This window comes from Pseudoxanthomonas mexicana (assembly GCF_010093385.1).
GTDB lineage: Bacteria > Pseudomonadota > Gammaproteobacteria > Xanthomonadales > Xanthomonadaceae > Pseudoxanthomonas_A > Pseudoxanthomonas_A mexicana.
This window is the reverse complement of record NZ_PDWV01000082.1, coordinates 1-10486: the sequence shown is the minus strand read 5'-3', so window position 1 is coordinate 10486 and position 10486 is coordinate 1. Positions and strand designations below refer to the sequence as shown.

The following is a 10486-nucleotide window of genomic DNA, read 5'->3' as shown; positions in this document are numbered from 1 at the left end:
ATGCAGGGGGGCGGTGGAGCACGCGGCCAGCAGGGCCACGCAGAGACCGCCGAGGAGGCTGTTACGGATCATGATGTGAATTATGCGTTATCGCTGCGCCGACCGGCAGCGAGACGAACGCCGAAATTCATCGCTTCATTCGAATAAAGCGATTGACATCTGGAAAGGCGCGGGGCAGAGTAGCCTCACCATCGAGACCGGCAGAGGGACAGGCCCGAAGAAGCCGGGGCAGCCAGCGACGCGCAAGCGTCGTGTAGGTGCCAAATCCTGCGGGGACCCCAGCGTCCGCCGAAAGATGGTTCGTACCGTGCCTTCGCACGGCGAACGCGGGCTCCGCGAAGCTCGGTGGTGCAGTCCCGTCCCGCAAGGGACCACGCCCACCGGATGCCGCCATGAGTTACGCCAGTCCCGCGCTGAACCGCCTTGCCGAACCGCCGACCCTCGACGGTATCGCGATCCCCTCGTTCCCCGATGACGCGCCGCGCGCCGTGCGGGGCGAGATCGTCGTCGAGCTGCCGATGCGCCATGCGGGCACGCGCGCGCTGACGCTGCGCTATGAACTGCAGGGGCCGGCCGGTGCGCCGGTGGTGTTCGTGGCCGGCGGCATCTCCGCGCACCGCCATCTGGCGGCGAGCGGCGTCTTCCCCGAGAACGGCTGGCTGAATGATCTGGTCGGCGCCGGCCGCGCGCTGGATCCGGTGCACCGCCAATTGCTCGCGTTCGACTTCGTCGGCGCCGATGGTCGCCTCGATGCCCCCATCGACACCGCGGACCAGGCCGACGCCATCGCCCGGTTGCTGTCCGCATTGAAGATCGCTCATCTGCAGGCGTTCGTGGGCTACTCGTACGGGGCGCTGGTGGGCCTCCAGTTCGCCATCCGCCACCCCGCGCGTGTGGAGAAGCTGATCGCCGTCAGTGGCGCGCATCGCGCCCATCCCTACGCCGCCGCCTGGCGTGCACTGCAGCGCCGTGCGGTGACCCTGGGCCAGCTTCAGTGCGCCGACGCGCAGGGCCTCTCGCTGGCCCGCCAGTTCGCGATGCTCAGCTACCGCACGCCGGAGGAATTCGGCGAGCGCTTCGACAGCGCGCCCGAAATCGTCAACGGCCGCGTGCGCGTGGCCGCCGAGGACTATCTGGACGCCGCTGGCGCGCAGTACGTGGCGCGCACGCCGGTCACCGCCTACGTGCGCCTGTCCGAATCCATCGACCTGCACCGCGTCGATCCCGCCGATGTCCGCGTGCCCACGCTGGTGGTCGCGGTGGAAGGCGACCGCCTGGTGCCGCTGTCCGATTCCGTGGCGCTGGTCGAAGGCCTGGGCACGCTGGGCCAGCTGCGCGTGCTGCGCTCGCCGTACGGCCACGACGCCTTCCTGAAAGAAACCGACCGCATCGATTCCATCCTGACCTCGGCCCTGCGCGCCGCCGGAGACCTCGCATGAGCAGCTACGCCCCCACCGATACCGACGCGCCCTGTCGTCCCGCCACCGCCGCCGTGCGCGCCGGCATCGACCGCGACACCGCCTACGGCGCGGTGACGCCGCCGATCGTGCTGTCGTCGAACTTCAGCTTCGCCGGCTTCGCGCAGAAGCGCGAGTACGACTACACCCGCAGCGGCAACCCCACGCGCGACCTGCTGGCCGAGGCGCTGGCCGAACTGGAAGGCGGTGCCGGCGCCGTCGTCACCGCCACCGGCATGGGCGCGATCACGCTGGTGCTGAACGCGCTGCTGGAGCCGGGCGATCGGCTGGTGGGGCCGCACGATGCCTACGGCGGCAGCTGGCGCCTGTTCAACGCGCTGGCGAAGAAGGGGCATTTCGAACTCATCACCGCCGACCTGACCGATCCGCGTTCGCTGGCCGATGCGCTGGCGCAGTCGCCGAAGCTGGTGCTGATCGAAACCCCCTCCAACCCGCTGCTGCGCATCACCGACCTGCGCTTCGTCATCGAGGCCGCGCACAAGGCCGGCGCGCGCGCGGTGGTGGACAACACCTTCCTGTCGCCCGCGCTGCAGACCCCGATCGCCTTCGGCGCCGATGTCGTGCTGCATTCCACCACCAAGTACATCAACGGCCACAGCGACGTGGTCGGCGGCGCCGTGGTCGCGCGCGATGCCGAAACCCACCAGCAGCTGGTGTGGTGGGCGAACGCACTGGGCCTGACCGGCTCGCCGTTCGACAGCTTCCTGACCCTGCGCGGCCTGCGTACGCTGGACGCCCGCCTGCGTGCGCACCAGGAAAACGCGAACGCCATCGCCGCACTGCTGGACACGCATCCGGCGGTGTCTAAGGTCTACTTCCCCGGTCTGGCCCTGCATCCCGGTCACGCGGTTGCGGCGCGTCAGCAGAAGGGCTTCGGCGCGATGCTGAGCCTGGAACTGGAGGGCGGCGAAGAAGCCGTGCGCGCCTTCGTCGAGGGCCTGCGCTATTTCACCCTGGCCGAATCGCTGGGCGGGGTGGAAAGCCTGGTCGCGCATCCGGCCACGATGACGCATGCGGCGATGACGCCGGAAGCGCGCGCCAAGGCCGGCATCTCCGACGGCCTGCTGCGGCTGTCGGTCGGCATCGAGGCGACCGACGATCTGCTGGCCGACCTCGCTGCGGCGCTGTCGCGGGCCGAGGCGGTGGTGGCCGAGTCCAAACGCAGGCTCGCCGACGCATGAGCACGGTCGTTCCGCTGCGCACCGCCGCGTACCGTGCACCGCGGCTCGCGCTGCTGGGCACGGGCGTGGTGGGCAGCGCATTGGTGGCGCGCTACCAGCGTCTGCAATCCGCCGGACTGGCGCTGCCGCCGCTGGCGTGGCTGGCGAACTCGCGCGCGCTACACGACTGCGCCGGCGCACCGCAACGCGCGCTGGAGGAAGCCAACGGAGCGGCCGCACGCCGCGATGATCTCACGCCCTGGGCGGAAGCCGAAGCCCTGCATGCCGGCGACATCGTGATCGACGCCACCGCCAGTGACGCGGTCGCCGGTTGGCATGCCGAATGGCTGTCGCGTGGCGTGCACGTGGTGACGGCCAACAAGCTGGGTGCGGGAAGCGGATGGTCGCGCGCGCAGGCCATCGCGCAGGCGTGCGCGGCGTCCGGCGCGCGTTACGGCGATGCGGCCACCGTGGGCGCCGGCCTGCCGCTGCTGCGCAGCCTGCGTGCGCTGGTGGCCGGCGGGGACCGTATCCATCGCGTCGAGGGTGTGCTGTCGGGATCGCTGGCGTGGCTGTTCAACCATTACGACGGCATGCGTCCGTTCTCCGGCTTCGTCCGCCAGGCGCGCCAGGCCGGCTACACCGAACCCGATCCGCGCATCGACCTGTCCGGCGAGGACGTGCGCCGCAAGCTGCTGATCCTCGCGCGCGCCGCGGGCCTGCCGCTGGATCAGGCCGACGTGCGCGTGGAGTCGCTGGTGCCCGCGGAACTGGCGGCGCTGCCGCCGGACAGCGTGGACGGCGCGCTCGCGCAGCTGGATGCGCCAGTGGCGGCGCGCTTCAAGGAGGCCTACCGCAACGGCGGCCTCCTGCGCTTCGTCGGCCGTTTCGACCGTGATCGCGCCAGCGTGGGCCTGCAGGTGCTGCCCGAAGACCATCCCCTGTGCGGCGGCAGCGGCACCGACAACCGCGTGGCGATCTACAGCGACCGCTACGACGAACAGCCGCTGGTCGTGCAGGGGCCCGGTGCCGGCGCCGGCATCACTGCCGCCGCGCTGCTGGATGACGTGCTGGCGATCGCGACGGCGCGCTGATCGTTTGCGGACAACGGGGCGGCATGGGAGCGGGCCGGCGCTCTGTTGCGCACGGATGACGCCGGCTGAGGCGCGGCGATGCTGCCCTCAGTCGGGCGGCGATGGTGCCGCGGCGGCGGGATGGTGCGGGCCGCGCAGCACGAGGTGGCCACTGCGGACGAGCTCGCCGGGATCGCGTCGCACAGGGTCGGCATCGGGCAACGGCGAGCGCGACGGCGAGGCTTCGTAAACCGCCCAACCGTTCCGCCCGTGCGCCTTGACCTCGTACAGCGCGCGGTCCGCCAGCGAAACCAGTTGCTCCCACCCCAGCAGATCGAGGGCTTCGGGAAAGGGCGGATAGCCGATCAGACCCAGCGACGCCGTCACCTGCAGACGCGTGCCGGCCACCTCCACCGGCTCGCTGGCGATCGCGGTACAGATGCGGCGGCCGAGGGCGTGCAGCTCGTGCCTGGGCATCGGCCGAAACACCATCAGGAATTCCTCGCCGCCCCAGCGGACCACGTAGTCGCCTTCGCGCGACAAGATGCGCAGGCGGTGTGCGACGGTCTGCAGTACGTGGTCGCCGGCCTGGTGGCCATGGCCGTCGTTGATCGACTTGAAGTGGTCGATGTCCAGCAGCACGAACGCCAGCACGTCCACGCCGGTGGCGAACTTGGGCATACGCTGGTAGTAGGCGATGTCCGCGGGCAGCTGACGCGCGAGGTAGCGACGATTGTGCAGGCTGGTCAGCGGATCGGTCAGGCTGATCGCTTCCAGCTGGCGGTTGGCCTGCTGCAGGTCCCGCGTGCGCTGCTGCACCAGTCGCTCCAGCGCCACCCGACGGTTGTGGTGGCGGCGCAGCACCCAGCGGTTGGACAGCAACACCAGCACGCCCAGCGCCACCGCCAGCAGCAGGTAGAACCAGGCGCTTTCGTAGAAGTAGGGCGCGATGGTGAACGCCTGCGTCGCCGCCGCGCGCCCGGAGACGCCGCTGTTGTTGGTGCCGAGCACTTCGAACACGTAACGTCCGGCCGGCAGGTTGGTGTAGGTGGCGCTGCGCTGGTGCGGGTCGTCGAGCAGCTTCCAGTCCTCATCGTAGCCCTTCAGGCGGTAACGGATGTCGATATGGTCCGAGGCCTGGAAGCTGAGCGTGGTGAATTCGAAGCGCAGGTCGCGCGCGTCACGCGGCAGCGACCAGCCGGCGGCCGGGTCGGCGGCCCGCCAGTGCCCGCGTACCTGCACCCGTTCGATCACCGATTCGGGCACGTAGTCGTTGGCCAGGGGTTGGTCCGTCGCCATCACCACCAGGCCATCGCGCGTCGGCAGCCACAGCGCGTGGTCGGCCATGAAGCCGCGGCTGTTGCCCGCGCCGTTGCAGCAGTCGCCCTTCTGCCCGCCATGGCGGTCGCCGCGCTCGTTCAGCAGCGTGCGTGCCGGGACGCGTGCGGCAGGGTTCCCCGTGGCGGCCAGGAGGTCGGTGATCCTGACCCGGTAGATGCCCCGCAGCCCGCCGACCCAGAGGAAGTCGTTGCCGTCCTCGGCGAAGAAGAACGGGGCGTTGGCCGGGATGCCGCGCGTCTTGTCCAACCGTGTCCAGCGCTCCCCATCGAACACCAGCATCAGTTCCTCGGACAGCGCACCGACCAGCCATTGGCCGCCGGCCAGTTCGTGCAGGGCGACGATGTGGGGCGCGTCCAGTCCAGTCCCGGTGAGCGGGATGGCGACCAGGCGCTCGTCGACGAATTCGTACAGGCCGCTCTGCGTGCCCACCAGCAGGCGACCGTCGCGGGTCTCCATCAGCACGCGCACGCGCACGTCGCGCAGGCCGGCCTCGGTGCCATAACGGCGCAGCCGTTCGCCGCCGTCCCAGCGGTACAGCCCCGTGCTGGTGGCGAACCCCAGCCGGCCGCCGCGATCGCGCACGATGCCGTTCACCTGCGCGGCGTCCAGCGCCGCCAGCATGCGTGGGTGCTGCACGCGGCCACCGCGATAGAGCGCAGCCCCATCGCGCGTGCCGATCCATGTCTGGCCGTTCTCCGGCAACAGGCTGTAGGCAGCGGGATGCGGCAACGCGGGGCCGGGCACGACCAGGCGGAAGCGGCCGTTCTCCAGCACGCTGACGCCGTCGTCGCTGCCCACCCACACGCGGCCGTCGGGGCCCTGTGCCGTGGACCAGAGCAATGGCTGCAGCAGTCCCTCCGCGCGGCTGTAGCGCCGCGTCCAGCCGTTCCAGGCGCGGCTGACGCCTTCGTTGTTGCTGCCCAGCCACAGGTTGGATTCGCGGTCTTCGTAGAACGCGCGGATCTCGGCCAGCGGACCCTCGCCGCGGATCCGTTCGAGCAGACGCCCCGCGCGGAGGCGGTAGACCGCATCGCGTGTGCTGGCCCAGAGGACGCCATCGCGATCCTCGCGCAGCGCGAGGATCCCCCCGCTGGCCGGCGCCACCGCGCCATGGCGCTGCCACTGGCGCCCCGACAGCACGAACAGTCCCGCCTCCGTGCCCGCCCACACCCGTCCGTCGTGATGCGCCAGCGCCACCACATGGGCCGTCGTCGCGCCCCCAGGCAGCGCCAGCACGCGTTCGCCGCTGGCATCGAAGGCGTGCACGCGCCCCCGGCCGCCCACCCAGAGCGTACCGTCCCGATCCACGTGCAGCGCCAGGGCGCCGCCCTCCGGGAGGGCGTGCAGCGTCTCCAGCCGATCGTTGGCGACCGCCATCACGCCGCGGCGCGTCGCCACCAGCAGCCGGCCCGCGGCATCCGCGGTCAGGGCCAGCACTTCGACCACGTCGCCTTCGCCCGGTGCCACCGGTACCTTGCGCACCCGGTGGCCCTCGCGCACCGCCAGGCCCTGGGGCGTACCGATCCACAGGCGACCGGCGCGGTCGGTGTGCAGGGCCTGGATCCAGGTGCTGGGCAGCTCGGGCGTGGTGTCCAGGTCGAAATTGGTGAAACGCACGCCGTCGAAGCGGCTGAGGCCGGCCTGCGTGCCGAACCACAGGTAGCCCGGCTTGTCCTGGGCGATAGCCAGCACGCTGAGCTGGGGCAGGCCTTGTTCCAGGCTCCAGTGGTTGCGGACGTAGTGGTGGAACGACTTGGAAGGGTCCAGGGCATGCGCCGGCGGGCAAAGCGCGGCCATCCCGCCCAGCAGGGGCAGGCACCAGGCCGCCAGGCGGCGCCGCCAGGACGGGCGGGCGCGGCGGATCGTGTCCGTGTGCTCGGACAGGGCGTGTCTCCGGTAAGTCTGTTTACCTTTACCGTATCGGCTCGCGCGGATGCGTCTAAAGGGCGGCAACCTCAATCGGGAGAGCCGTAGCGCGGGGAGGGGGCCGAGGACACATCCTTATGCCAAGCCAGCGAGATACCGGATCCCGGTTTCGCTGCGCTCTACTCGGGCTGGTCGCTAGTATCAGCCTGGCGAGTCGGTGACGTAGATCGCCGCTTCCTCGCCGAACTCGAGTTCCATCGCGCTTCTCACCAGACCGGGGATGGCGAGCCAGGAGATGTTGGCGAATGTGTCGATGCCCCCGAATCGCCCTTCGTGAGCCAAGTAGAGCGCCTCGGCACGCTTCATCCTTACATTCTCGTCGAGCAGGAGAGATCTCCTGTGTCGCTTCATGAGCAGTCGCAAGTCTCTAACCGTCACGATCCCGAATCTGCGCAGTTCCTCTGGTAACTCGTTCAGCGCTTTCGAGCCGTAGTCATTCCTGCGACGGAACAGGGGTCTGACAACGCGACGGATGGACTCGGAATCCAGCGGTGCGGTGTCGACTCTTTGGCGCGCGGTTTGGCGCTTCATCGATCGAGATGCCACAGGAAAAATGTATTCTTGCATGACAGCAGCGATATCGCCGGCATCAGCACTCGATGACATTGACCGCCAACCCGCCGCGGCTGGTTTCCTTGTACTTGTCCTGCATGTCGCGCCCGGTGTCGCGCATGGTCTTGATGACCTTGTCCAGCGAGACCTTGTGCTTGCCGTCGCCGCGCATGGCCATGCGGCTGGCGTTGATGGCCTTCACCGCGCCCATCGCGTTGCGCTCGATGCACGGGATCTGCACCAGGCCGCCGATGGGGTCGCAGGTCAGGCCCAGGTTGTGTTCCATCCCGATCTCGGCGGCGTTCTCGATCTGGCTGGGGCTGCCGCCCAGTGCCGCGACCAGCCCGCCGGCCGCCATCGAGCAGGCCACGCCCACTTCGCCCTGGCAGCCGACCTCGGCGCCGCTGATGCTGGCGTTCTCCTTGTAGAGGATGCCGATGGCCGCCGCGGTCAGCAGGAAGTCGAACACGCGCTGCTCGCTGTTGCCGGGGCAGAAGCGGTCGAAATAGTGCAGCACCGCCGGAATGATGCCGGCCGCGCCGTTGGTGGGCGCGGTGACCACGCGGCCGCCAGCGGCGTTCTCCTCGTTCACGGCCAGCGCGTACAGGTTCACCCAGTCCAGTACCGTCAGCGGATCGCGCATGGCGGCTTCCGGCTTGCTGGACAGCTCGCGATGCAGCGCGGGCGCGCGACGCGAAACATGCAGGCCGCCGGGCAGGGTGCCTTCCTCGCGGATGCCGCGTGCCATGCACGACTGCATGGCGTTCCAGATCGCACGCAGGCCGTCGCGGATCTCGTCTTCGCTGCGCCAAGCCTTTTCGTTCTCGAACATCATCGCGGCGATGCTCAATCCGCTGCGCTGGCACTGGGCCAGCAGCTCGTCGCCGCTCTTGAACGGATACGGCAGCGGCGTTTCGTCGGCGACGATGCGGTCCACCGCCGCGTCGTCCTGATTGACCACGAAGCCGCCGCCGACCGAGTAGTAATCGCGCGTGGCGATCACCTCGTCGTTCGCATCGAAGGCGGTGAAGCGCATGCCGTTGGTGTGGTAAGGCAGCTTCTGCCGCTTGTTCATCAGCAGGTCGCGCTTCTCGTCGAAGGCGACCTCGTGCGGGCCGTTCAACAGGATGCGCTTGCCGGCGCGGATGCGCTCCAGCGCCGGCGGGATGATGTCGGGGTCGATTTCGTTGGGGTAGTGGCCTTCCAGGCCCATCAGCACTGCCTTGTCGGTGCCATGACCGCGGCCGGTCAGGGCGAGCGAACCGAAGACTTCGGCGCGGATGCGTGCCACGTCCTGCAGGCGCCCGCCGTCGACCAGCCAGCGCGCGACGAAGCGCGCGGCCGCCCGCATCGGACCCACCGTATGCGAGGAACTCGGGCCGATGCCGATCTTGAACAGGTCGAACGTGCTGACTGCCATGCTGCGAACCACCGCGGAAAGGCCGCTATTCTAAGCACGTACGCGCCGGACGCCCCTCATTCCCCTGCCGCCATGCCCCTGATCCTCTATCAACGCGACGACTGCCACCTGTGCGACCTGGCGCTCGACGTGCTCGCGCAGGCCCGGGTTCCCGAGTTCGAGAGCGTGTTCATCGACGAGGACGACGTGCTGGAAGCGCGTTATGGTATCCGCGTGCCTGTGCTGCATCGCAGCGATACCGGCGAAGAACTGGACTGGCCGTTCAGTGTCGATCAGGTGGCGGCTTGGCGGCCATGACGACGCGCGTCCTTTCGCGCTGGATGGCGCTGCTCGGCATGGTGTCGGGAAGCGCGGCAGCGGCCGACGTGAACCTGGCGAAGGTGGATGCCGCTGTCGGCGCGTTCGCCTGGGACGGACGGACGCTGTCGCAGGTGCTCCCGGTGGCCGCCATCGAACGCATCGTGCTGCTGAAGGCGGTAACCAGTGCGCCCGCTTCGCTGGACCTGAGCAATCTGCGCCGCATGCTGCAGGATGCCGAGCACGCCCCATTGCGGAAGGCGGATGACGACACGGGCACATTCCTGCAGTTGGGTGGGCACGACACCGTCTGGGAAGCCATCCTGCTGACCCGGACGGGCGAGGTGTTCGGTCTCGTCATCGGCACGGATGACGAGACCGAACATATGGCCGGTGGCCATCGCGCCTGTCTTACCGATGAAACAGGCCGGCGCGGGTGTTTCGACATTCCGCCGGCACCGGACGGCTGACGCCGCCGGGCCTCAGGGCTTGGGTTTCAATACCACCTTCGTGCTGATCGCCACTTCGTTGGGGATCGTCGAAGTGTCGGCCCAGTCGCCGCCGCCCACGCCGAAGTCCAGCCGCTTCACCGTCGCCTTGCCAGTCAGCACCGGCTGCGCGCCGGGCGTCCAGGTGAAGGTCAGCGTCACCGGCTTGCTGGCGCCGCGCAGCGTGAGCGTGCCGTCGGCCGCGTACTGGTTGCCGCCCAGCGCACGGAACTTCGTCGCGGTATAGCGCGCCTGCGCGAACTTGCCCACGTTGAAGAAGTCGGCCGACACCAGCGTGTCGTCGCGGTCCTTGTTGCCGGTCTGCGTGCCGGCCAGCTGGATGGCGACATCCAGCTTGCTGGTCGCCAGCTGCTTGGGGTCGAAGCTCATCGTGGTGGTGAAGCTGCCGAACCTGCCGGTGAAGGTTTCGCCCTGGTAGTTGCTGGCGAACACGAGCGTCGAGCCGGGGGCCTGCACGTAGTCGGCGGCCGCGGCCTGGCCTGCAGTGGCCAGCAACAGGGCGGCGAGCGCGAGACGCATGCGGTCAGGGGTTTTCATCGGGGGAATCCTGCGGGGGGGGGGAAGAGGAGGCGGGGGCTGCGCCGGGGGCCTGTGTGGGGGCCTTGCGGGGGCCCGGGAGCAGGCGCGGGAGCGCCGTGTCGCCCTGGGGCGGGGGGGGGTGCAGCGCGGCGCCGGGCGGGGGGCAGACCCACTCCCGGCTCTAGGCGGCCCGAGCACTACGCCGCCCGGG

At 69.6% G+C, this 10486-nt stretch carries 9 protein-coding genes and 1 riboswitch; of the genes, 5 read left to right on the top strand and 4 right to left on the bottom strand.

Annotated features, from left to right (window positions below; all coding sequences use genetic code 11):
- Positions 1-185 precede the first annotated feature (185 nt).
- A riboswitch (SAM riboswitch) is annotated at positions 186-302 on the top strand.
- Positions 303-392: 90 nt separating this feature from the next.
- Genes metX through CSC76_RS18090 form a run of 3 tightly spaced genes read left to right on the top strand, consistent with a single transcriptional unit; the run spans position 393 to position 3732 of the window.
- Entirely contained in the window at positions 393-1439 is a 1047-nt protein-coding gene (metX, locus tag CSC76_RS18100; protein ID WP_162111353.1) for a homoserine O-succinyltransferase MetX, read from the top strand.
- Positions 1436-2659 carry an O-succinylhomoserine (thiol)-lyase gene (locus tag CSC76_RS18095; protein ID WP_162111352.1) on the top strand — a complete coding sequence of 408 codons (1224 nt, stop codon included), beginning with the start codon at positions 1436-1438 and terminating at the stop codon, positions 2657-2659. Before metX ends, CSC76_RS18095 begins: the two co-directional genes overlap by 4 nt.
- Positions 2656-3732 carry a homoserine dehydrogenase family protein gene (locus CSC76_RS18090; RefSeq protein WP_162111351.1) on the top strand — a complete coding sequence of 359 codons (1077 nt, stop codon included), beginning with the start codon at positions 2656-2658 and terminating at the stop codon, positions 3730-3732. The genes CSC76_RS18095 and CSC76_RS18090 overlap by 4 nt, the downstream gene beginning before the upstream one ends.
- An 87-nt stretch (positions 3733-3819) precedes the next feature.
- Here CSC76_RS18090 and CSC76_RS18085 read toward each other — a convergent pair whose 3' ends face one another.
- From CSC76_RS18085 to CSC76_RS18075, 3 genes are all read right to left on the bottom strand, one after another.
- Positions 3820-6849, bottom strand: coding sequence for a ligand-binding sensor domain-containing diguanylate cyclase (locus CSC76_RS18085; RefSeq protein WP_162111350.1), 3030 nt, complete (start codon positions 6847-6849; stop codon positions 3820-3822).
- 270 nt (positions 6850-7119) lie between these two features.
- A complete protein-coding gene (locus CSC76_RS18080; protein WP_162111349.1) occupies positions 7120-7509 on the bottom strand; it encodes a hypothetical protein in 390 nt (129 codons plus the stop codon).
- Between the two features lie 58 nt (positions 7510-7567).
- Positions 7568-8950, bottom strand: a complete 1383-nt coding sequence (locus CSC76_RS18075; RefSeq protein ID WP_162111348.1) for an L-serine ammonia-lyase — start codon at positions 8948-8950, stop codon at positions 7568-7570.
- 72 nt (positions 8951-9022) lie between these two features.
- On the opposite strand from CSC76_RS18075, the gene CSC76_RS18070 reads away from it, so the two are divergent.
- Positions 9023-9247, top strand: a complete 225-nt coding sequence (locus CSC76_RS18070) for a glutaredoxin family protein (RefSeq protein WP_162111347.1) — start codon at positions 9023-9025, stop codon at positions 9245-9247.
- A gap of 23 nt (positions 9248-9270) precedes the next feature.
- Entirely contained in the window at positions 9271-9717 is a 447-nt protein-coding gene (locus CSC76_RS18065; RefSeq protein WP_162111346.1) for a hypothetical protein, read from the top strand.
- A 12-nt stretch (positions 9718-9729) separates the two neighbouring features.
- Here CSC76_RS18065 and CSC76_RS18060 read toward each other — a convergent pair whose 3' ends face one another.
- Positions 9730-10293 (bottom strand): YceI family protein, encoded by a 564-nt coding sequence (locus CSC76_RS18060; protein ID WP_162111345.1) that lies wholly within the window; start codon positions 10291-10293, stop codon positions 9730-9732.
- Between the last annotated feature and the right edge of the window lie 193 nt (positions 10294-10486).

What these genes read in the sequence shown, in the direction of transcription:
- CSC76_RS18060 (WP_162111345.1), bottom strand. Translation starts at nt 10,293, where the DNA reads ATGAAAACCCCTGACCGCATGCGTCTCGCGCTCGCCGCCCTGTTGCTG.
- CSC76_RS18090 (WP_162111351.1), top strand. Translation starts at nt 2,656, where the DNA reads ATGAGCACGGTCGTTCCGCTGCGCACCGCCGCGTACCGTGCACCGCGG.
- CSC76_RS18080 (WP_162111349.1), bottom strand. Translation starts at nt 7,509, where the DNA reads ATGAAGCGCCAAACCGCGCGCCAAAGAGTCGACACCGCACCGCTGGAT.
- CSC76_RS18075 (WP_162111348.1), bottom strand. Translation starts at nt 8,950, where the DNA reads ATGGCAGTCAGCACGTTCGACCTGTTCAAGATCGGCATCGGCCCGAGT.
- CSC76_RS18065 (WP_162111346.1), top strand. Translation starts at nt 9,271, where the DNA reads ATGGCGCTGCTCGGCATGGTGTCGGGAAGCGCGGCAGCGGCCGACGTG.
- CSC76_RS18095 (WP_162111352.1), top strand. Translation starts at nt 1,436, where the DNA reads ATGAGCAGCTACGCCCCCACCGATACCGACGCGCCCTGTCGTCCCGCC.
- CSC76_RS18070 (WP_162111347.1), top strand. Translation starts at nt 9,023, where the DNA reads ATGCCCCTGATCCTCTATCAACGCGACGACTGCCACCTGTGCGACCTG.
- metX (WP_162111353.1), top strand. Translation starts at nt 393, where the DNA reads ATGAGTTACGCCAGTCCCGCGCTGAACCGCCTTGCCGAACCGCCGACC.
- CSC76_RS18085 (WP_162111350.1), bottom strand. Translation starts at nt 6,849, where the DNA reads ATGGCCGCGCTTTGCCCGCCGGCGCATGCCCTGGACCCTTCCAAGTCG.